This window comes from Dactylosporangium sp. NPDC000521, from assembly GCF_042898305.1.
In the GTDB taxonomy this organism is placed as follows: domain Bacteria; phylum Actinomycetota; class Actinomycetes; order Mycobacteriales; family Micromonosporaceae; genus Dactylosporangium.
Genome location: NZ_JBIAYW010000007.1, coordinates 1 through 21,942 on the forward strand (window position 1 = coordinate 1; position 21,942 = coordinate 21,942).

16 protein-coding genes and 1 pseudogene are annotated in these 21,942 nt (G+C 71.5%); 10 read left to right on the forward strand and 7 right to left on the reverse strand.

Translation table 11 applies throughout. The features are described from left to right. The first annotated feature begins 152 nt into the window (after positions 1–152). Positions 153–719 (forward strand): hypothetical protein, encoded by a 567-nt coding sequence (locus ACFY3L_RS22955; protein WP_389327383.1) that lies wholly within the window; start codon positions 153–155, stop codon positions 717–719. A gap of 204 nt (positions 720–923) precedes the next feature. Here the strand turns inward: ACFY3L_RS22955 and ACFY3L_RS22960 are convergent, their stop codons facing one another. Then, positions 924–1,259, reverse strand: coding sequence for a hypothetical protein (locus tag ACFY3L_RS22960; RefSeq protein ID WP_389327386.1), 336 nt, complete (start codon positions 1,257–1,259; stop codon positions 924–926). Here ACFY3L_RS22960 and dxr point away from each other — a divergent pair. Continuing rightward, a complete protein-coding gene (dxr, locus tag ACFY3L_RS22965; protein ID WP_389327389.1) occupies positions 1,258–2,478 on the forward strand; it encodes a 1-deoxy-D-xylulose-5-phosphate reductoisomerase in 1,221 nt (406 codons plus the stop codon). The genes ACFY3L_RS22960 and dxr overlap by 2 nt on opposite strands. A 438-nt stretch (positions 2,479–2,916) precedes the next feature. Here dxr and ACFY3L_RS22970 read toward each other — a convergent pair whose 3' ends face one another. Further along, positions 2,917–3,252: a hypothetical protein gene (locus ACFY3L_RS22970; protein ID WP_389327392.1), complete on the reverse strand. Its 336-nt coding sequence runs from the start codon at positions 3,250–3,252 to the stop codon at positions 2,917–2,919. A 1,057-nt stretch (positions 3,253–4,309) separates the two neighbouring features. Here ACFY3L_RS22970 and ACFY3L_RS22975 point away from each other — a divergent pair. The 6 genes and pseudogenes from ACFY3L_RS22975 to ACFY3L_RS23000 all read left to right on the forward strand — a co-directional run bounded on the left by ACFY3L_RS22975 (position 4,310) and on the right by ACFY3L_RS23000 (position 14,100). Further along, positions 4,310–5,290, forward strand: a complete 981-nt coding sequence (locus tag ACFY3L_RS22975) for a carbohydrate ABC transporter permease (RefSeq protein WP_389327395.1) — start codon at positions 4,310–4,312, stop codon at positions 5,288–5,290. A gap of 144 nt (positions 5,291–5,434) precedes the next feature. After that, positions 5,435–6,372: pseudogene (locus ACFY3L_RS22980) on the forward strand (ABC transporter ATP-binding protein). 11 nt (positions 6,373–6,383) lie between these two features. Continuing rightward, the gene (locus ACFY3L_RS22985; protein ID WP_389328833.1) at positions 6,384–7,061 is read left to right on the forward strand and encodes an ABC transporter ATP-binding protein; all 678 of its coding nucleotides are present in this window, start codon (positions 6,384–6,386) and stop codon (positions 7,059–7,061) included. Continuing rightward, positions 7,061–10,216, forward strand: coding sequence for an FtsX-like permease family protein (locus ACFY3L_RS22990; protein WP_389327398.1), 3,156 nt, complete (start codon positions 7,061–7,063; stop codon positions 10,214–10,216). Before ACFY3L_RS22985 ends, ACFY3L_RS22990 begins: the two co-directional genes overlap by 1 nt. Further along, positions 10,213–13,077 carry an FtsX-like permease family protein gene (locus tag ACFY3L_RS22995; RefSeq protein ID WP_389327401.1) on the forward strand — a complete coding sequence of 955 codons (2,865 nt, stop codon included), beginning with the start codon at positions 10,213–10,215 and terminating at the stop codon, positions 13,075–13,077. Before ACFY3L_RS22990 ends, ACFY3L_RS22995 begins: the two co-directional genes overlap by 4 nt. Before the next feature lie 225 nt (positions 13,078–13,302). Continuing rightward, positions 13,303–14,100: a HEAT repeat domain-containing protein gene (locus ACFY3L_RS23000; RefSeq protein ID WP_389327404.1), complete on the forward strand. Its 798-nt coding sequence runs from the start codon at positions 13,303–13,305 to the stop codon at positions 14,098–14,100. A gap of 343 nt (positions 14,101–14,443) precedes the next feature. Here ACFY3L_RS23000 and ACFY3L_RS23005 read toward each other — a convergent pair whose 3' ends face one another. Then, positions 14,444–15,031, reverse strand: coding sequence for a TetR/AcrR family transcriptional regulator (locus ACFY3L_RS23005; RefSeq protein WP_389327407.1), 588 nt, complete (start codon positions 15,029–15,031; stop codon positions 14,444–14,446). Between the two features lie 99 nt (positions 15,032–15,130). Here ACFY3L_RS23005 and ACFY3L_RS23010 point away from each other — a divergent pair, with 99 nt between their 5' ends. Continuing rightward, positions 15,131–16,156: an aldo/keto reductase gene (locus ACFY3L_RS23010; RefSeq protein ID WP_389327410.1), complete on the forward strand. Its 1,026-nt coding sequence runs from the start codon at positions 15,131–15,133 to the stop codon at positions 16,154–16,156. 398 nt (positions 16,157–16,554) lie between these two features. On the opposite strand, the gene ACFY3L_RS23015 is transcribed toward ACFY3L_RS23010, so the two are convergent. Continuing rightward, positions 16,555–17,547: a hypothetical protein gene (locus ACFY3L_RS23015; protein WP_389327412.1), complete on the reverse strand. Its 993-nt coding sequence runs from the start codon at positions 17,545–17,547 to the stop codon at positions 16,555–16,557. A 303-nt stretch (positions 17,548–17,850) separates the two neighbouring features. Between ACFY3L_RS23015 and ACFY3L_RS23020 the strand changes: the two genes are divergently transcribed. After that, positions 17,851–18,432, forward strand: coding sequence for a GNAT family N-acetyltransferase (locus tag ACFY3L_RS23020; protein WP_389327415.1), 582 nt, complete (start codon positions 17,851–17,853; stop codon positions 18,430–18,432). A gap of 413 nt (positions 18,433–18,845) precedes the next feature. On the opposite strand, the gene ACFY3L_RS23025 is transcribed toward ACFY3L_RS23020, so the two are convergent. The 3 genes from ACFY3L_RS23025 to ACFY3L_RS23035 all read right to left on the reverse strand — a co-directional run bounded on the left by ACFY3L_RS23025 (position 18,846) and on the right by ACFY3L_RS23035 (position 21,738). Next, positions 18,846–20,063, reverse strand: coding sequence for a DDE-type integrase/transposase/recombinase (locus ACFY3L_RS23025; protein WP_389327418.1), 1,218 nt, complete (start codon positions 20,061–20,063; stop codon positions 18,846–18,848). Then, a complete protein-coding gene (locus ACFY3L_RS23030) occupies positions 19,973–20,251 on the reverse strand; it encodes a hypothetical protein (protein WP_389327421.1) in 279 nt (92 codons plus the stop codon). Before ACFY3L_RS23030 ends, ACFY3L_RS23025 begins: the two co-directional genes overlap by 91 nt. A 125-nt stretch (positions 20,252–20,376) precedes the next feature. After that, on the reverse strand, positions 20,377–21,738 hold the full coding sequence (locus ACFY3L_RS23035) for a hypothetical protein (RefSeq protein WP_389327424.1): 1,362 nt from the start codon (positions 21,736–21,738) through the stop codon (positions 20,377–20,379). Positions 21,739–21,942 lie beyond the last annotated feature (204 nt).

A 21,942-nucleotide genomic window follows, 5' to 3' on the forward strand; every position in this document is an offset into this window, starting at 1 on the left:
GCAGTGAGCACGCGCCGGAACTACACCACCGACATCGGTCGGCCTCCAATCAGTGAGTTCACTCGCAAGGTGTGACCTCGTGTCGCAACGGCAGAAGAGTGCGTCGATCATGACCCTTCACTGACGCTGCGGCCGCTGAAGATAATGGCGACGTGGATCATGCTGACGCTTGGTGGAGCACGACAGACCCACGGCTGCTGGAGCGGATCGACGCGTTGCTGTGCACGAATCGGTTGATCCAGGCAGTCGTCCTCTTGCGTGAGGAGGGCCCGCAGCAACCACCGCCCGGCCTGTTTGAGGCGCAGGATCTGCTGATCGAGCGCCGTGCCGAACTCGACCGGCAGGGCCTCCTCGAGCCACCGCCACCGCCGTTGACGACCGCGCAGCTGATCGAGAAGGCGGAGGCCGTCACCGCACCGATCGTCGCCGTCGAAGCCTTCTGGGACGGCGACACTCAGGGCTGGTTCGTGGTCCTCGTTGCCATCGTGCGCCGACCTGGCCGCCACCATCACCGCTTCGACGAGGTGCGGTTGACGGTGCTGCAGCACGGCGGCGACACCAGGCTCTTCAACGGACAGGTGCCGCCCTGGCCGGAGTCGCAACAGGCGACCGAGCAGGGCCGAGCTGTTGCGCAGCACGTCAGTGTGCCGTTTCATTTCGCCAGTCCGGCAGAGCCGAATGACGACCTGCCGCGCTGGTGGGACACGCAACTCAGCTGACCGGCACGGCACGATTCACGCCACCGTGCTCGCTCATCGGCCAAGACAGGAAGCGTCGGCCACGGCGAGCCGTTGACGGTCCGTGACCCGCCACGGTCGACCCGCCGCGACCGCGCACCAACGGCGGCATGTCCGCGCACCTGACCTTGGCGGTGATCCAGCAGTGGGTGGCGAGCGGGGTGGCGAGCCTATTCAGCGGCGGCCTCACTGAATCTGCGCGAACTGACCAGCCATCGCGGCGGCCAACGCTTGCGCGGTGGACAACCGACGAGCCATGACCGTCAACTCGTCGATCAGGCCTCTCTCGTCCAGATACAGGAAGTCGCAGCCCTCGACGGCGACGTCGCCGATCCGCGCCGTGCAGTTTGAGGTGCACGTCTGGCCGTGGCATCTGGGTGCCCTTGCGCCGCCGGAGCGGCCGCCCCGGGCCGCGCTACTCTTGGCCGCCGGGCTGGTGCCGCTCGCTGCGTACCGTGCCGCGCGTCCGCGATGGCGGCGGGTGGACATCAGGAGTTCGCGATGGTGAATGATAAGCGCCATGGACAGCCAAGATCAGGTCGGAGGGGCAGCCTTCCCGCGTGACGTAGTCGTGCTCGGTTCGACCGGATCGGTCGGTACGCAGGCGGTAGACGTTGTCCGGCGAAACCCCGACCGGTTTCGGGTGACCGCGCTGGCGGCCGGTGGCACCCGTCTCCAGCTGCTGGCCGAGCAGGTCCTCGACCTGAACCCGGTCGAGGTCGCCGTCGCCTGGGCGGACGCCGCCGACCCGCTCCGCGAGGCGATCACCGCCGAGGCCTCCCGACGACGCCTGGCTCCCGGCGCCTGGCGAATGCCGTCGATCCTGACGGGACCGGAGAGCGTCGAGCAGGTGGCCGCCGGTCGCTGCGACGTGGTCCTCAACGCCATTGATGGCGCCCTGGGGCTGTCCTCCACCTTGGCCGTGCTGAAGGCGGGCAACACCCTCGCCCTGGCCAACAAGGAGTCGCTGATCGTCGGGGGCGATCTGGTCACCCGAGCGGCCCGGCCCGGTCAGATCGTGCCCGTCGACTCAGAGCACTCCGCCCTGGCCCAGACTCTGCGCTCCGGCGCGCACGGCGAGGTGCGCCGCCTGATCATCACGGCGACCGGTGGGCCGTTCCGCGGCCGTCGGCGCTCGGAACTCACCGAGGTCACCGCGGCGCAGGCGCTCGCACATCCGACGTGGTCCATGGGGCCGGTCATCACGGTCAACTCGGCGACGCTGGTCAACAAGGGGCTCGAGGTCATCGAGGCACACCTGCTGTTCGGCGTCGCGTACGACGACATCGAGGTATTGCTGCATCCCACGTCCGAGATTCATTCGATGGTCGAGTACCACGACGGCGCGGTCATCGCCCAGGTAAGCCCGCCCGACATGCGCCTGCCGATCGCGCTCGGCCTGGCCTGGCCCCACAGGCTGCCGGGCGCCGCCCGTGCCTTCGATTGGTCCCGGCCGCACGACTGGCGGCTCATGCCCCTCGACGACGAGGCGTTCCCAGCCGTGGCGCTGGCCCGGCAGGTGGGGCGGGCCAGCGGCAGCGCGCCCGCCGTGTACAACGCGGCCAACGAGATCTGCGTCGAGCGCTTCCTCGCCGGTCGGCTGCCGTTCCTCGCGATCGTAGACACCGTGGCGCAGGTCGTCGCGGAACTGGGTGGCAGCGCCGTCGGCAGCATCGAGGAGATTCGCTCAGCCGACGCCTGGGCCAGGACCCGTGCCCGGGAGCTCACCGCCACTTACTGACGTCGTGCTTCGCGAAGATCGCCCCAGGGCAAGCTAACGCGTCAGGACACGCACCACACTGATCATCGTGGCGACGGCGTGCTGCGCCGGCTCGGCCGGTAGCGCGGCGGCTTAGCTTGTCAAACAACCCCTCGGAGGCAGCTCAGGGCGGTTCTTTGCGGGGTTGCCAGGCACGCCCCGGTCGCGGCGGCGATCCCGGGCACCCGCCGCGCAAGGCGGCCACCGTTCAGCGTCCCAGGGCCAGCCAAAAATGCTCGGGCAGCCCTCAATCTGTGACCAAGGTCAGGTGCGCGGTCATCGGCAGATCCGGTAACCGCCCGAGAGCGGGTCCCCGCTACTGAACGTAACGTCGCCGGTTTGGCCGGTAGATCAGTACCCGACCCGCCGTTCTGATCGCCACCGGGGCCGCAGGGCGGGTCCGAAAGTCGCGGACATTGATCAAGAGAGACCCGTCCACCCGGGACTGGAGGTCGCGCACACGTGGGCCCCGTTCTCCGTTCTCACAGACGGAGCCAGCCGTAAGTCGTGGTCGTTTTCGGTGCTGGCGACGACCACGACACCCTTGTCGATCGCCCGCGCCACGGCCTCCCACAGCGGGGCGTCGTTGCTCATGATCTCCAACGAAGCGGAGATGACCGAGGCGCCGCTGGTGGGCTCCTCCGACCGGTCGAGCATACGGATCGGCAGGATCTTCACCTTCGGCGCGATGCCGAGGATGCCGTCGGCATTGCCCGGGCCGTGCCCGTGCCCGTGCCCGGCAATGATGGCCGCCATGCCGGTGCCGTGCCCGTCCGGGTCGTCGGTGGCGTCACCGCGCTTCGACAGCACGTCGGCGCCCCTGACGACGCTGCCGGCCCTGCTCGGCGTCGGCCTCGGCGCCGACCAGCACTGACCCGCCCTGACCCGCACCGACCCGCGCTGCGCCGGTACCGACCGGCCGGCGCCGGCGATTCAATGCAGACCTGCGACCAATCCGTCCATCCCGCTGTTCCGAGTCACTCGTATACGTCCTGATCCTGGAGGGTTGCTCATGTTCCGCACCAAACTCGTCGCTGTCACCGCCGCTGCCGCGTTCGCCCTGTAGCTGGCCGCGTGCGGCAGCGACGACAAGACCGACGCCGCCGATGACGACGATCCGGCTCGCGTCGACCGCCGGGTCGTTCGCCACGACGTCGTAGGCGGCGCGGACCTGGCGCGCATCGGCGCGAGGTCGCCGTAGTACTTCCCGGCCTCCGCCGCCGCGCTCTGGTGGTCCTCGAAGCGCCGCCCGGTGCCGTAGCGGTCGGACCTGGGCGCCACGCAGAATCCGCAGGGCCGGCACGCCCGTGCGATCGGCGGCAGGGTCTACCACTTGGAGCACGTCCGGGCGATCCGCGACGACCCGGCGCTGCGCGGCGCGGCCGGTGACGCGGTGGCGGGCGTGCTGTTCCCCGGCAGCCTGCGCGAGTGACCGCAGACGGTCCTCAGCGCTCCAGGAGGGCTCGGATCGCCTTTGGTCACCTCGGCCGGGGCCTTCGCGGCCGTGAAGTGGCTCAAGGCACTGCGGGCCGCAGGCCATCACGCCCGTGCCGGTCGCGCCGGGTCACGCCGCGGCGCACGGAACTCATTGATGTTCGCTCCGAACGGACCTGTCCCCGGCGACGTTCGCCACCTACCCTGAACGGATGCCCGGCCGGGCACGCCAACGAGGCGCTTCGTGTCGATCCGCCCTGGTCACGACGCCATGGAACTGTCGTCCTGGTGGACGCCACCCGTCGGCACACCGGTCGGTGCATGCCCAACCGTCCCTCGTGGACGCCCGCCGCTACTCCCCCGAGGACGGGTGACAGCCATGCTCGACGTCGTCTTCACCGGCGACCTGCGCAAGGTCGGGACCGCCCTGCTGTACATGTGCGTCTTCCTGCTGGTCATCGCCGCGGTCATGTACCGCCTCGACGCGGTGCTGGCGCGTGGCCGCCGGTCACGGCGGTGGCATGTCGCGGTCTTCCTCGGCCCCGCGGTGCTGCTGCTGTGTCTGGGGCTGGCATTTCCGATGCTGCGCACGCTCTACCTGTCGTTCTTCGACGCCGCCGGCCGGCAGTTCGTCGCCCTCGACAACTATGTCTGGATCTTCACCGACCCCGAGACGCTGCTCATGCTGCGCAACACGCTGTTGTGGGTGGTGTGCGTGCCGCTGGCGTCAACGGCGATCGGCATCTTGTACGCGGTGCTGGTCACCGACGCCCGCCGGGAACGGATCGCCAACTCGCTGATCTTCATGCCGATGGCGATCTCGTTCGTCGGCGCGGCCATCATCTGGAAGTTCATCTACGCCTACCGGGCTCCCGAGGACGAGCAGATCGGACTGCTCAACGAGCTGATCGTCCGGCTCGGCGGCGAGCCGCAGCAGTTCCTGAGCAACACGCCGGGCAACACGTTCTTCATGATCGTGATGCTGGTCTGGATCCAGGCCGGGTTCGCCGCGGTGGTCATCTCGGCCGCCATCAAGGGAATCCCGGCCGATGTCGCCGAGGCGGCCCGCCTCGACGGGGCCGACGCGCGGCAGATGTTCTGGTGGGTGACCATGCCCACGATCCGGCCGACCATCGTGGTGGTGGTCATGACCATCACCGTCGCCACCCTGAAGGTCTTCGACATCGTCCGCACGTCGACGGGTGGGCAGTTCAAAAGCAGCGTGCTCGCTCTGGAGGTGTACAACCAGTCCTTCCGGGCCGACAACATCGGTCGCGGCGCCGCCCTCGCCGTGCTGCTGTTCGCGCTCGTGGTGCCGATCGCGGCCTTCCAGCTGCGCCGCCTGCGCCGTAACGCCTGACGCCGCGGTGCTGACCGTGCGACCGTGCCGCTGAGGCTGCCGCACTCGGCGGGCCGCACCCGTTCCCGGAACGTTTCGAAAATCGTGGGAAATGTAGGTTGGTGTGGCATTCTCGAACACCCACGGGGACCGCCGAGGAGGGGTATGTCGAGCACGCCGCTGTCGTTGTCACTACCGCAGCCGCCGGAGCGGGCGCCCGAGTTCGGCCGTGACGCGCTGATCGTCTGCGAGAGCCTCGTGCGCATCTATCAGACCGGGTCGGTCGAGATGCAGGCGCTGCAAGGGCTCGACCTGGCCGTGGACAGCGGAGAGATGGTCGCCGTCGTGGGCGCGTCCGGTCGGGCAAGTCGACGCTGCTGTCCATCCTCGCCGGGATCGACGCCCCGACCGCCGGGCGGGCGCGGGTCGACCGGTGGAACCTGCTGGCCATGTCCCGCGCCGACCGGGTCCGCTACCGGCGGCACACGGTGGGGTTCGTGCGGCAGCAGACGGCCAGCAACCTGGTGCCGTACCTGACCGCCCGGCAGATGGTGGACCTGCCGATGACGACGGCCCGCACCCCGGTCAGGGCCCGCCGGGACCGTGCCGCCGAGCTGCTGGCGGCCCTCGGCGTCGCCGACTGTGCCGACCGGCGGCCCGCCCAGTTGTCCGGTGGTCAGCAGATGCGGGTCGCCATCGCTGTGGCGCTGGCGAACCAGCCGCGGGTCCTGCTGGCCGACGAGCCCACCGGCGAGCTGGACACCGCGACGTCGGCGGAGGTGTTCGGGGCGTTACGGGACGTCAACCAGCGCTTCGGCGTCACCGTGGTGGTGGTGACCCACGACCCGGCGGTGAGCGGCCAGGTCGAGCGGACTGTCGCCATCCGTGACGGCCGGACCAGCAGCGAGGTGTTGCGCCGAGCCACCACCGACGCCGAGGGTGACACCCACGTGATCGCCGAGGAGTACGCCGTGATGGACCGCGCCGGCCGGGTCCAGGTGCCGCGCGACTTTCGTGAGGCGCTCGCCCTGACCCGCCGGGTCCGCCTGGCGCTGGAACCGGACCACGTCACGATCCGTCCCGACACGGCGGACACCGCGTGAACACCGTCGACGTGACTGCCGAGCCGCTGCTGTCGGTACGTGACATCCACCGCCGCTTCGGCGCCGGGCCGGCCGCGGTCCACGCACTCAGGGGCGTGTCGTTCGACGTGCGGCCCGGCACCATGGTCGCCCTCGTCGGCCGGTCCGGATCGGGCAAGACGACGCTGCTCAACGTCATCGGCGGGTTGGACCGCCCGGACGGCGGCACCGTGCACATCGACGGCACCGACGTCACCGCGCTCGACGAGGACGGGCTGTCCCGGCTGCGCCGGGAGAAGGTCTCCTACGTGTTCCAGACCTTCGGCCTGATCCCGGTGCTGTCCGCCGCGGAGAACGTCGGCGCGCCGCTGCGGCTGGCCCGCGTCGCACCCGCCGAGCGGGAACGCCGCGTCGAACTGCTCCTCGGCCTCGTCGGGCTCACCGACCACGCCGAGCAGCGCCCCACCGAACTGTCCGGCGGTCAGCAGCAGCGCGTCGCGATCGCCCGGGCGCTGGCCGGCTCGCCCCGGCTGCTCATCGCCGACGAACCCACCGGCCAGCTCGACGCCGAAACCGGCCTGGCGGTGATGGCGCTGATCCGCGGCGTCGTCGAGTCGGAGGGGGTCACCGCGCTCGTCTCCACCCACGACCCGGTGATGATGGCGCTCGCCGACCGGGTCATCACCATCCACGACGGGCAGCTCGACTGATGCTGAGCCTGCTCCTGCGCCGCGCGGGCGCGCAATGGCCGCTGCTCGCCGCGCTGCTCGGTGTCGTCACCGTCGGCGCCACCCTGCTCGGCACCTGTGCCCTGCTCACCACCCACACCGCCGAGCGGGCGTACGAGGTCGCCGCCGCCCGTGCCGCCGCTGATGCTGTCGACGTCACCGCGTACACCGGCACCATTGAAGGCCCGGACGCCAGTGCCGTCGCCGCCGGCGCCCGTGACGTCATCACCGGTGCCCTCGCGCCCTTTCCCACGACGACGCACACCCGCGCGTCAAGCATCCTGCGGGCTCTGCCCCAGGCCGTGGCGGCCGGCACCACCGTCGCACCGCAGACGTATCTGTCCGGCATGGATGATCTGCCGGCCCGCACCCAGCTCACCGCGGGCCGCTGGCCGCAGGCCGGCAGGACGCCCTTGGAAGTGGTGCTGCTGGAGCAGACCGCGCAGGTGCTCGGCGTCACCCCTGGCAGCCGGCTGCACCTCGGTGCGGAGCTCGCCCATGCCGCCGTCCCCCCGCTGGACGTCACCGTCGTCGGTGTCGTCCGGCCGCTGCCCGGCGCCGGCTGGGACCGCGACCCGCTCGCCGCGACCGGTTACGCCCTCGGTTACCTCGACGGCCGCTTCGGTCAGCCCGTCAACGTGTACGGTCCGCTCATCGTCGACCTCACCGACCTGCTCACGACCGGCGCCACCATCGACCGGTTGCAGGTCACCGCACACCCGGACCTGTCGCGTCCGACCCGACGTGACCTCGACGCCGCCGCCGGGGCGGTCGGTGGCGCGGACCGCCTGCTCGCCCGTACCCTCGGCGACCGCGTCGGTCTCGAACGGGTCTACTCCGGCCTGCCGCTGACCCTGCGCGCCGCCGACGACCAGCGGCGGGTCACGGCCGCCGTCGTGCTCGCCGTGGCCGTCCTCGGCGGCATCCTCGCCGCGACCGCCCTGGCCCTCGCTGCCCGGCTCGCCGCCGGTGTCCGCGCCGATGAGACCGCCCTGCTCGTCGCCCTCGGCACCAGCCCTCGCCAGCTCGCGGCGACCGCCGCCGTGGAGGCCGCCGCGCTCGCCGCGCTCGCCGCCGCGCTCGCTGTCCCCGCGTCCTCGGCCCTGCACGCCGCCCTCACCCACCTGCCGCCGCTGGACGGCGCCGGGCTCAGCACCCACCCGGTCGTGACCGGCCTGCAGGTGCTCACCGTCGTGGCCGGTGCGCTCGCGCTGGACGCGGTGCTCATCGTCCTGGCCGTGCGGCCCGGACCCGCGCCCGGTGAGCGCCGGCAGCGCCGCGAGCTGCTCGCCCGGTCCGGTGCGGACCTGCTGCTCGTCGCGTTCGCCGGGGTCGGCTGGTGGCAGCTGTCGGCGCAGCCCGCCGGCGCCACCACCCGCGCCGACGTCGTGCGTGTCCTGGCGCCGGCGCTGCTGCTGACCGCCGGTGCCGCGGTGGCGCTGCGCCTGGTGCTGCCGGCCCTGCACGGCGCCGACCGGCTGGCCCGCCGCGCCCGCGGGCTCGTCGTGCCGCTGGCCGCGTTCGAGGCCGCCCGCCGCCCGCAGGCGGTCGCCGCGGGACTGCTCATCGGCCTTGCGTGTGCCGCAGGCACGTTCGGTGTCGCGTTCGACGCCACCTGGCACCGTTCGCAGCACGACCAGGCCGACGTGTCCGTCGGCACCGACCTCGCGCTCACCCTCACCACCCCACCCGACGCCGGGCAGGGCGGCACCGTCGCCGCCGCCACCGGCGGCACGGTGAGCCCTGCCGTCAACCGTGGCGTCGCCGTGGGACAGTGGCTCGGCAGCGCCGGGGACCCGCCGCGGCTCGTCGCCGTGGACGCCGCCCGCGCCGGCGCGCTGCTGCGCGGCCGGCTCGACGGCGACCGGAGCTGGACCGACGTCGGCGCCGCCCTTGCCCCGGCGACCCCCGCCGCCGGCATCACGGTCCCGGGCGGCGCGGCCCTCACCCTCACCGGCACCGCCACCGGCACCGCCGCGCTCATCGTCACCCCGCGCCTGCTCCTGCAGGACGCCACCGGCCTGCGAACCCCGTGCACCGCACCCGCCGTGCCGCTGGACGCGGCCCCGCACCAGCTGCCGGCGTGCGCGGCCGCCGCCGGGTTGCAGCTCGTCGCCGTGTCGCTGAAGGTCGAGATGTCCGAGTCAGTGTTCTCGGGCGGCATCACCAAGGTCGCCGTCACCCTCACCGTGCCTGGCGGCACACCACCCGCCGGTCCGTGGACGGCGACATCCGCCCCGCCGGTCCCCGGGCAGGTGACCCACCCGGACGTCACCGTCACCGGCGCCGGCCTGGACGTGACCGGGACCGTCCAGCTCGACGGCGCGCCGGACGCCGCCCGTACCATCGTCGCCACCGCATTCGAAGACCCCGGGCCTGTCCCGGTCGCCGTGTCCGCCCGCTTCGCCGACGAGATCGACGCTCACCGTGGGACACCGCTGAGCATCACCGTCGGCACCACAGCCGTGCCGGTCGTCGTCGCCGAGGTGCTGCCGACGATCCCGGCCGCCCCCGGCGCCGCCGCGGTCCTCGCCGACCTCGACACGCTCTCCCGCGCCATCACCGTCACCGGCGACCTCACCTACCCGGTCGACGCCTGGTGGGTCGGCCACCCCACCGGCGACGCCGCCGACCGGGCCACGGCACTGCGGCTAGGCACCGTCACCACCCGCGCCGAGGAGACCACCCGCCTCAGCGCCGGCCCCCTGCGCGCCGGCCTGCCCGCCGCGCTGCGGCTGCTCGTCCCGGCCGCCGCGCTGCTGCTGCTCGCCGGTGTCGTCCTGCACGTGACCTGCGACCTGCAGGTCCGCGCGCTCGAGGTGGCACGGCTGCGCGGCATCGGCATGGCCCGCCGCGACATCCGGGCGGTCCTGCTCGGCCAGCACGCCGCGGTGCTGGTCCCCCTGCTCATCGCCGGCGCCGCGGTCGGCGGGCTCGCCACCCGGCTCGTGGCACCGCTGATGGTGCGCTCAGACACCGGCGCCGCGCCGGTACCGTCGGCGCAGCCGCTGTGGCCATGGGCGGCCGAGACGACCCTGCTGCTGCTGTTGCTGGCCGGTTGCACCGTCGCGGTCGCCGCCGTCGTCTCCGTCCAGGTCCGCCGGGCCGACGCCGCGCACCTGCGGGTGGCGTCGTGAACCGGCTGCGCCGACGCCCACCCGCGGGTGGCGACGTGCACCGGCCGCGCCTGCGCCCACCGGCCCTGCACTGGCCCAGCATCCTCGGCCGGGCCCGCGCCGACGCCGGGCCGCTGCTGCTCGCCGGCGCCGTCGTCGCCGCCGTCGCGCTCCTCGCCGGGGCGGTGCCCCCGCTGTTGCGCGCCACCGCCGACGACGCGGTCCGCGACACCGTCCGCCGCGCCGGCGACAACGCCGACGTCCGCGTGCACGCCCGCTTCGAACGCGACGACGGGCCGAGCGGCGGACGGCTCCGCGCGCCGCTGCTCGCCGACGACGTCGACACCTTCCGGGACCGGGCGTCGTCCGAGCTCGGCGGCGGGCTGCACGCCGTGCTGCAACCACCGGTCGCCGTCGTCACCGGCCCCGTCCTCAACGTCACCGACGGCAGTGTCCTGCGCACCTTCCAGCTCGCCTACCTCGCCGCCGACGGCGGTGGCCCCGCCGTCACCTGGATCGCCGGCACCGCACCGGGACCGGCCGCCGCTGCCGACACCGACCGGTTCGTGGTGGCCCCGTACGTCGGCCCGCCCTGGCCCGTCCAGGTCGGACTTTCCGAGGCGGACGCCGCGGCGCTGCACCTGTCCCCCGGCGACACCATCCCCCTCAAGGACTCGCACAACGTGGTCAAGGACGTCCGGGTGAGCGGCATCTTCCGGCCCGCCGACGACACCGACCCCGCCTGGCGGCTCGCCCCGTCTGTGCTGCACCCCGTGGCCGGCGCCGACGGCGTCGGCAGCACCCGGCTCGGCGGGCTGCTGTCCCGCGACTCCCTGCCCGACGCCCGCCTCGCCTTCGACCAGGACCAGCTGGAGCGCACCGTGCGGTTCGCTCCCCAGCCGGACGCCCTCACCTGGTCCACCGCGTCCACGCTCGCCGCGAACGTCGTGCAGCTCAAGGCCACCTCCGGCGCCTCCAGCGGCCCCGACGAGGCGCTGCGCTGGGAGTCGCAGCTCGACGCGGTGCTCCGTGACGCGCGGACCCAGGTCAACGCCGCGTCCGCCCAGGCGTCGGTGCTGCTCACCGGGATCATCGCCGCGACGGTACTGGTGCTGCTGGTCGCCGCCGGTCTGCTGGTGCACCGCCGCGGCCCGACCCTCGTCGCCGCCCGGCACCGCGGGGCGGCCCTGCCCGACCTCGGCACGGAACTGCTCATCGAGTCAGCGGCGGCGGCGCTGGCGGCCACCGCGGTCGGTCTCGCCCTCGCCCGTGCCGTCGCCCCCGGCGTCGCCGTGCTGTCGGTGTTGCCGCTGGCCGTGGCCGCCGCCACCGCCGCACCGGCGTTCGGTGTGCTCGCCGCCGCCCGCGCCACCAACGACCGGCGTACCCCGGCGAACCGCAGCGCCCGCCGCCGGACCCGGCGCACCCGGCAGCTGCGCCGCGCCGCGCTGGACGTCGCGATCGTCATCGCCGCCGCCGGTGCCCTCGTCGCGCTGCATCAACGCGGCATCACCCCGACCGGCACCGAGACCACCCCCGACGGCAGTGCCGGCCTGCCGACCAGCGCACCGGCGCTCGCCGCGCTCGCCGCCGCGCTCCTGCTGCTGCGGCTGCTGCCCGCCGGCACCCACCTGGCGCTGCGCCAGGCGCTGCGCTCCCGCCGCCCCCTTGCCGTGTTCGGCGCCGCCCGGGCCGCCGCCACCGCCACCCGCATCCTCCCGCCGCTGGCGCTGGTGACCGCCGCCGCACTCGCGTCGTTCGCCCTCACCGTCGACGCCACCGCCGGTCAGGGCCTCGCCGACGGCTCGTGGCGCACCGTCGGCGCCGACGCCCGCCTCGACGTCGCCCCGGCCGCGGCGACCTCGACGCCCGGCCTCGCCGCGCGTATCGCCGCCGCACCCGGGATCGATCACGTCGTCGTCGCACAGGTCACCGACCGGGCCCGGGTCATCGCCGACGCCGCGGTCACCGCCCCGCGCCTGGTGGTCGTCGACACCGCCGCGTTCCAGCGGCTGCTCGCCGCCACCCCGCTGCCCGACGCGCCGGCGCTCGCCCGCCTCGCGAACCCCGCCCCCGGCGGCGTTCCCGGCGGCGTTCCCGGCGGCGTTCCCGGCGGCGTTCCCGGCGGCGTTCCCGGCGAGGTCCCGGCGCTGGTGCTCTCCGGCGACGGCAGCCTCCGGCCCGGCATGCATCTGCAACTGCCTCAGCCGGACGGCGCCCCGGCGATCCGGCTCGCCGCCGTCGGCACCGCCCCCGCCATTGGCGACGCCACCGACCTCGTCGTCGTGGACACCGCCAGCCTCGCCGCCGCCGGCCTGCCCACCGCGCCCAACACCATCTGGGTGACCGGCCCAGGCACCGCCGCCGCCGTCTCCGGTGACGCCGCCTTCGGTGACGCCGCCGCGGACGTCGTGCTCCGCGCCGACGTCGAACGCGCACGCCGCGCCGCGCCGCTGACCGCGGGCCTGCTGCGACTGGCCCGCACCGCCGCCGCGACACTCCTGGTCCTGGGACTGCTCGCCCTCGCCTTCGGCGCCGCCGCCGGCGCACCGCAACGCTGGCAGACGATCACCCGCCTGCGCACCCTCGGCCTGCGACCCCGCGACGCCCGCTGGATCGCGGCCGGCGAGCTGCTGCCCGCGGTGTTGCTTGCCGCCGTGGGCGGCCCACTGCTCGGCACGGTGCTGGCCCGGTTCACGGTCGGCCCCCTCGAACTGCGGCTGCTCACCCGCCAGACCGTCGACCCTTCCCTCACGCTGCCGTGGGGATGGCTGGCACTGCTGGGCGTGGTGCTGCTCGCGGCGGTCGCCGTCGTGGTGCCGATCGAGGCGGCACTGCGCCGTCGCCGGCAACTGGGCGAAGTGCTCCGCGCGGGCGAGTGACCCGGACGGAGCGTCCCGGCTCGCGCACCAGCGACCCGCGAAAGGTGTGCCGACCCCGGCACGGCCGGCCAACGGCAAGAAGCCGATGAGCGTGCACAGGATCGTGTTGGTGACCCAGCACGCTGCCATCGCCGGCTCGGAGCGCGGTCGCGCAGATGGCATGATCAGCGTGAACGCTTCACGTGAGGCGATGATCCTCTGTCGAAGTATTCGGGAGGCGTGCAGATGACGCTCGCTGAGGTGTTTCGTCATGTCGAGACACTGGACGGTGACCCGTGGCCGTCAGCGCATGAGCTGGCTAGGAGCGGAGACCGCTCGCTGGTCCCGCCCGTCCAGGCCGCGCTGGAACGGTATCTGGACGAGGACGACTGGTACGGCCGGGATTTTATGGTGTACATCCTGGCCGGCCTTCGCGGGGTTGCCGCGTTCCCGCTGCTGCTGCGCGCCTTCGCCCGTCCCCTGCGCGGCGATGACCGCGACAATTTCTGCGCATGGCTGGCCGACATCATGGAGACGGACCCAGCGGCCTGCCGTCCCATCATTCTGTCGTTCATCGCTACCGGGCATCACGACCTGCACAGTGCAGGGCTATGGGCACTCGGTTATGTCGTCCAGCCCAACGATGTCGAACTGCTGCGGGAGGAGCTGGCCGATCCCGACCCGAGAATCCGTCAAAATGCGCTTGGTGCGCTGTCGAGCCTCAAGGATGACCGACGCGCCTACGAGCTGGTGCTGTCCGCCGTGCACGATCCGGACGCTCTGACCCGGCAATCCGCCGTCCTGCATCTGCGCTGGTTTGCTGACGCGGCTGCCGTCGAGCACCTGGCACGGCTGATCCAGGATCCCGACGTACGCGTGCGGTCGATACTGGGCGAGACGATCGGCACCCTGGCTGTCGGTACCGATCGTTCGGCAATGGCGGTCGATGCCCTGCTGTCGTTGTTCGCCGACGATGCGCCGCAGGTGCGCGCCGGAGCAGCCCGTGGTCTCGGCATGCTGGGAGCGCTGCCCGCGTCGACCTGATGACCCGCTGGGCGCGACGAACAGATCTTCCGCGGGTGCTCGGGCAAGCCGCAGAACGATGCAATCCGGCAAGGGCAGATCCCGCTGACACATCCCCGACGTCCAGTCAGTCACCGTCGAGTGCGCGCATCTGTCGCCGAGGGCGAGCGCGATTTCGACCGTGTTCGTCACGCTGCGTGACGAGGTCACGCGGCGACCGGCGCGCTGAACTGCCGAGTTCAGTGCATGGCCGCGATCGGCGGACGTTCCGGTGCACGCGTCCCCCAGTCATATGCCTGAGATGGTCGCTGAACCTTCGCGGCAATCTCGAGTGACTGTATGAGTGAGTCCAGGGCTCGGTGGACTACCGACCCGGCTTCGCTCCGAACCGAAGTCCGTCAATGAGCAGCCCGACCATGCGCTCATCACCCGAGTGGTCCACGCCGGTCGGCGAGCACAGGCGGGACACCGCGTGCAGCAGTTCCAGCGGTTTGACGTCGCCGCGGATCTCCCCCGCGGCGGCCGCGGCGGCGAGCAGCGGTTCGAGGGCGGGCTCGAATCGCTGCTGGAAGTAGGCGGGCAGCGGCTCGAAGGCGGGATTTCCGGAGTGCAAGGCCGCGGCCAGTCCACGCTTGGCCCCGACGAATTCGGTGAACCGGCGCAGCCAGCGGACGAGAGCTTCGAGCGGCTCGTGCTCGGCGGCCAGGGTGGCCGCGGTGTCGGCGCAGGCATCGACCTCATGCCGGAACACGGCGGTGACCAGGTCGGAGCGCTCCGGGAAGTGACGGTAGAAGGTGGCGAGCCCCACCCCGGCCTTGCTGGTGATCTCGCGCACCGGAGCATCGACGCCCGAGACGCGGAAGACCTCCCGGGCTGCGTCGATCAGCGCGTCGATGTTGCGTTGGGCATCGACGCGTACGCGACGTGGCCGGTCTGGTGTGGCAGCGCTCACTCAGTTCCCCTCGTCTTGCATAAGTGAGAAGGTGTTCCGTATCTTGGTTATCTGATAAGACGTTCCGCTTAGCTCATGCTACGCCACCAGAGGAGAACCATGCGCTACCGCACGCTCGGCCGCACGGGCATCCAGGTCAGCCCGTACTGCCTGGGTGCCATGATGTTCGGAGCCATCGGCAACCCGGACCACGAGGACTCGATCCGCATCATCCACAAGGCACTCGACGCCGGGATCAACTTCATCGACACGGCCGACATGTACTCCCGTGGCGAGTCCGAGGAGATCGTCGGCAAGGCGCTCAAAGGCCGCCGCGACACCGTCGTGCTCGCCACCAAGGTCTTCAACCCGATGGGCGAGGACCCGAACCAGCGCGGCAACTCCCGTCGCTGGATCGTCGCGGAGATCGAGAACTCCCTGCGACGACTGCAGACCGACTACATCGACCTGTACCAGATCCACCGGCCCGACCCGACCGTCGACATCGAGGAGACCCTCTCGGCCCTGACCGACCTGATCCGCAGCGGCAAGGTCCGGGCGATCGGCTCGTCGAGCATGCCCGCCGCGGACATGGTCGAGGCGCAATGGGTGTCCGAACGGCGCGGTCTGGAGCGGTTCCGCACCGAGCAGCCGACCTACTCGATCCTCAACCGCGGCATCGAGCGTGAGGTCCTGCCCGTCGCCGAACGCTACGGCATGGGCACACTCGTCTGGAGTCCCCTCGCGGGTGGCATGCTGACCGGCCGCATCCGTAAGGGTCAGGAGACCGACCTGCGTCGCGCGCCCATGTTCAAGCACATCACTGACGAGCGCCGTCTCGACGCCGTCGAACAGATCATCCCGCTCGCCGAGAAGGCGGGCCTGCCGATGACCCACCTCGCGATCGCGTTCGTGATCGCCCACCCCGGTGTGACCTCGGCGATCATCGGGCCGCGCACGATGGAACAACTGGACGATCTGCTCGCCAGCGTCGACGTCAGTCTCTCCGACGAAATCCTCGACCGCATCGACGAGATTGTCCCGCCCGGCACCGACGTTGGCGCCCTGGACATGGCCTACAACCCGCCCGCGATCCAGCACGCAAGCCTGCGCCGCCGGCCCGTGAACGAACGCGCCGCCGCCTGAGAAGACGAGAACACCGTGACCGCTGCTGCCTCGACCCGCCGCTGATGGCCGGGTGTTAGCAGCGGCGCGGAAAACTGGCCGGCCATAGACAACCACAGGCCCCCCATACTTCATCACTCCGCTTGCACCAAGCCGCATGGCAGCATGATCAGGTGCACGGATCTGCCGCCGTTGGTGCGCGGCGGCAGGCCCGTGCACGTCACAGCGAGCGACGCGGCTCGGCGATGTTAACGCTTCCTGTCTTGCCGAAGACAGTGCACCTGATCTTACGTTCGGGGGTGGCCGAGTAGCGGGTTCCTTGGTGAGACAGGTCGTCACCGAACAGCTCGTCGAGGGTCGCCGGCCGGCCGGTCATGTCATCGCCTCCGGTTGCTGGAACGTCTCGGTAGGACGGCCTTTCAGTCGAGCGGGTCCCAGTGTCCGGCGTACCGCAGCAGCGAGCGCGCCAGGTCCGGATGTGCGGCCGCCCAGGCGGTGTCGAACAGGAACCATTGCTGGTAGCCGAACGGCTCGTTGCAGTGCATCGCCAGCTGGGCGAGGTGCTCGGCGACCTGGAGCAGGGACGCGTCGGGGTTTCGCTCATGGGTGCACTCGCCAACCTCGATCAGTTCGACAGCCTCACGGTGCACGGCGGCGTGCGCGTCTGGCATGCCCCGCGGCCACGGGGTGTCGTTGAGGTTGAAGCCCGGCCAGTGGTTGCACCGCTGCAGCGCCGGCTCGACGGTGGTTTCGTCCGGCGCCACGAGCGCCCGCAGCACGAGCAGTTCCTCCGGCCAGTCGTCACCGGGGTCGGCGGTGCGCAGGTGACCGGCCACGCCCGGCAGGTCGACGCCGGGGAACGCGAGCGGCGCCATGCGGGCCAGGGTCCTGCCGTCGTAGTGAGTGAGGAACACCGCGTACGTCGTGGCGTCGCTGCGACCGGCCGGTGTCGCGACGGTCACCGCGCAGCCCGGGTCGAACGCCGCCGGCGCGCCCGCGTCGCCGGGCAGCGGCCAGGAGTGCAGCAGGTAGGCGAGCCGGTCGCCGCGGGCTGCCACCACCTCGTCGTCGAGGAAGAAGTAGGCCAGTTCGACCTCGTCGTCGTCGTCACGCACGCGCAGACTGTGCTCGTCGAGCCGGACGTCGTCGGTGCCGCCTTCGACGTACCGCTGAGCGCGCAGCAGCGTGCCCAGCTCGCCGACCGTCTGCGGCGGGGGCTGTCCGTTCGCGCGCGCAGCCTCGAAGATCGAGCCGAGGCCGTACACGTGGCCGCCGAGCTCCGCGTCGATCCAGTCCCACGGATCGTCGCAGTCCCAGCCCCGCCGGAACCAGTCCAACACGCTGGCGTCGGGGATCTGCCGGACCCGCAGGCTCAGCGGACCCTCGTAATGCGTCCGGTAGACGAAGAGCACGCCCGCGACAGTACGTCACGGCCTGGTAGAAGGTGGCGGGGGAAATCCAGTACGTTGCGCCGCCAATCGAGCGTCACGGCCGTCAAAGCCGCTTGATCGGGTGCACGGACATGCCGCCGAGCGAGCGCACCGCCATCGGCGCCGGTGTGACTCTCCGTATGGGATGCGCAAGCCCGGAGAAGACCGGCGTTCACTGAACTGCCGATGAGCGTGCACGTTGTTCTGTCTGCCCGCCGAGAAAACCCGTTGCGAGTGGCCGGCATCGGATGTCTAGTTGATCGGCGACCGGTCACGGGAGGGAACATGGCGTACATTTCGCTGCCCGCCCCCACGTTGCACACCGCTCGCCTTCGACTGCGTCCCTTCGACGACGCGGATGCGAACGACCTCTTCGCGCTGCACAGCAGCGCCTACGTGCTGCGCTACTGGGACGCGCCGCCGTGGAGCGAACGCGTGCGCGCCGAGCGGTTCATCACGGCTTGCCGGCAGATGGCAGAGGAGGGCACCGGGGTGCGGCTGGCCGTGGATCGTGACTGCGACGGGGCGTTCATCGGCTGGTGCAGTCTGACCCGGTGGAATCCGGACTACCGCAGCGCGTCGCTGGGCTACTGCTTCAACGATGCAGCGTGGGGCCACGGCTACGCGACGGAGGCCGCGCGAGCTTTGTTGCGGTGGGCGTTCGACACGCTGGAACTGAATCGAGTCCAGGCTGAGACCGATACGCGCAACGTGGCATCTGCCCGCGTGCTGGAGAAGCTCGGCTTCGTGCGTGAAGGGACGCTGCGGGAAGACTGCGTCGTGAACGGCGAGGTCTCTGACTCGTGGGTGTACGGGCTGATCAGGCGGGAGTGGCGGCCGTCGTCCGAGCCGGTTCCCGCCCGCTGAGTGCCCGCTCACTCGCGAGACGCCGCCCGGCACCCGAGCGCTTCGCTACGCCGAGTCGAAAGGCTGGCACCACGCACTCTGATGGCACCGCCGAGCGAGCGCATCGCTAGCCGCTTAGGTCGACGAACCGGCGCTCACCGTCGTCGGTCACTGGCCCGAGAGCCTTGCCGGGTTCGGCATGGCCCTCGGGGTCGTGTACGTGGGGGCCGTACGTGGCGCGGTACTCATCGACTGGTTCGTACCGACCGGCGACTGTGTCCTGTCGACGATCCACGCCCAGACCGGGTAGGCCACGCGCATTGCTGCGCGTGGCCCCCTCAGAACCGGACGTGCGCGTTTCCGCGCATCCGGCTCAAGCAAGCCCTGTGGCCGCCCTGCCGATCAGCGCGGTAATCAACGTCGAGCTGCCTCGCCTAGCGGGTCTGGCAGGGCGCACCGTTCACCGTGAACGCAGTGGGCGGCGCGTCGCTGTTCTGCCAGGTGCCCATGAAGCCGAGGACGGTGCTGCCGCCCGGGGCGATGTTGGTGTTGTACTCCAGGTTGCGCGCCGTCACGGCCGCCCCGCTCTGCGCCGTGGTGGCGTTCCACGCGTTCGTGATGTGCTGGTCGCCGCCGAAGGCGAAGGCGAGCCCCCAGCCCTGGACCGGCGTGGTGCCGATCGCGGAGATGGTGACCTGGGCGACGAACCCGCCGGCCCAGCTGCTGGTGGTGCGGTAGGCGACCGCGCAGGTCGGCGCGGGCGCGATGAGCAGCGTCGCGGTGGCGTGTGTGGTCACCGACCCGACGGTGACCGACACGGTGCCGTCGAGGCGGTCGGCGGTGCAGCTCGCGAACGTGGAGTACCCCTGCGTCGCAGTGAAGGTGGCGCCGGGGGCGATGGTGACCGTGCGCGGCGGCAGCGGGTCGATGACCGGGCACCCGGGCGGGATGCTGCCGGTGTCGGCGCCGCGGTAGAAGCGGCCGTAGGTGAAGAACGAGGCCTGCTGCTCCTGGGCCGTGCAGTTCTGCGCGGTCATGGTGAGGGTCGAGCCCTGGCCCGGCTGGATCTTCACCGGGTTGAAGGTCAGCGACGTGATCTGGACGGGCCCGGCGCACGGGGGCATCGGATCGACGGCCTGCGCCGCCGCGGGGACGGGGATGGCGCCGATGGCGGCGAGCGCGGCCACGACAGCGAGTCGGCGAAGGTTCTGTTTGATGTCCATCAATTCTCTAGCTTGACGTACATGACGGTGCTGACGACGGCTCGTCTCGCACTTCGGGAGATGCGGGACGGCGACCTGGCTGTGGTCGGCCTCTACCCGGTTGTTGGCATGCCGTTCGACGTGGTGCCACGCCGACGGCACCAGCTCATCGAGCACAGCCGGGTACACCGGCGCCGCGTCAGTGACCACCTCGGTGGGCCGCACCTTCAACATGGCCATCGACCTACGAAGGAACCGCCGTGCCGCGGCCGCGTCGCGGCGGGCTGAGACGAGGACGGCGATGACCTGGCCGCCCTGGTCGACGGCCCGGTGCACGTACCGCCAGACACCGCTGACCTTCACGTACGTCTCGTCGACATACCACTTGTCACCGGGTGCGTGCCGGCCGAGCCGGGCGGCGTCGGCCAGTGGCGGGGTGACGCGTTGCACCCAGCGGAAGACGTGACGTGGTCGACCTCGACACCACGCTCGAGCAGCAACTCCTCGACGTCGCGGTAGGACAGGTTGTACCGCAGGTAGAGCTGGACCGCGACCACGATGACGTCGGGCGGGAACCGGAATCCGGCGAACGCCGACCGAGGTGGCAGGGACGGACGCCGACGGCTCGAGTACTTCATCGTTCAAGGCTGCCTGACGTGGGAACGCTCAACGCAACGGACCCCGCTGAGGCGGTTGAGCAGGCCCGCGCACCGGGCCTGCTCAAACCCCGATCGTTACCGGCTCGGGCGCGTCGCGGCGGCGCTCACTGGCTCTGCCGCTGGTCGTGCGGAACGGTGACGGTGACGGTGCAGCCGGCCGCGCGGCCGATCTCGTCGTGGCCGCGGTAGGTCAGCGTGTAGACCCGGTCGCCGCCGTTGCCGGCGCGCTCGGCGCGCAGCTGCCCGGTCAGCGACGGTTGCCCCGGGACGAACCCCGTGACGTCCGAAGCGTCGCCGCCGGTGACGTCGACGAGCTGGAACGCGCGTGGTCCGAGGACGCCGTCCGGGAGGTCGACGCTGATGTTGACGTCGGCCATGCGGTGGTTCGGTGGCCACAGCCGCGGCCGGTCGACGGTGCAGTTCAGCGGCCGCTCGGGCAGCGGTTCGTCCAGTGTGGCGACCGCGTGCCCGATGGTGGCGGTGAGACGGGCGCCGGCCTCGTAGTACATGTGGACGGTGGTGCCGTCGAAGTAGAAGGTCGGTGCCGCGGAGCGGCCCAGGTCCGGCGCGGCCGTCATCGAGTCGTGCACCACGCCGAGGTGAATCTCCTGGTCGAAGTCGTCGCCGACGTCCACGGCGTGCATGTTCCCGTCGGCGGCGTGGAAGATCACCAGGTTGCGGCCCTGCCAGCGCAGGTAGAACGGGCCGGAGGCGTTGGGGGCTTCGGCGTCCTGCGGGGTGACGATCGGCTGCGGCTGGATCGTCCAGTTCCGGGCGTCGGTGGAGACGGCCCAGCGGATGCGCCGCGCTACTGGACCGGTGGGGCCGGGGAGCGCGTTGATCGGGTTGTCCATGAACAGCATCAGGTACCGGCTGCCGAGCCGCGGGATCGCCTGTTCGAAGACGCGGGCGTACGAGGTCTCGCCGCCCGTGCTGGCGTCGCGCTGGACTGCTGTGCCGCCGTACTCGAAGTGGATGCCGTCGTCGGACGTGGCGTACCGGGTGATCGAGTTCTCGCCGTGGAAGTAGAGGAACAGTTTCTGCTCACCCTCGACCCAGATGGCGTGCGGTGAGGAGATGTGGCTGACCGTATTGTAGTACGGCAGCCAGGTGTTGGAGACCAGCGGGTTGCTCTGATACTCGGTCCAGGGGCCGTTGATGGAGTCGGAGTAGGCCAGGGAGATGCCGCCCGGCCGCTCGTGCGGCGCGTAGTACAGGTAGTAGGCGCCGAGCGGGTTGGCGAAGTAGTCGGCCGCGCGGATGACGCTGGGGAAGATGAACTCGTTCGTCGGGTTGTATTTCAGCTGGCTCTTGTCGAACGCAGTGCCGGCGTAGGTGAAGCTGGGAAAGCTGAACGGGGCGCCGGTGGGTGACGCGGCCGCGGCCGGGTTCGCGGCGAGGGCGGCGGTGACGAGTCCGGTAGCCGCAGCGTAGGCGGTACGACGGACAAGGCGCTGAGATGTCACAAATAGCTCCCTTGTGGACGGTGGTCGACGTCGCACGGTGTCCCCACGGCGCCGCTGGCAGCGGCCGCAGGGCAGGCACGACAGGCCGTCCGGGTGATGAACGGTGAACGGTGGAGATCGACCAGGGGTGTGGCAACGGAACCGGGGGTTCCACAGTGGACGGTCACGCCGCGGACGGTGGCGGATGCCGGCCGGTCGTAGCAA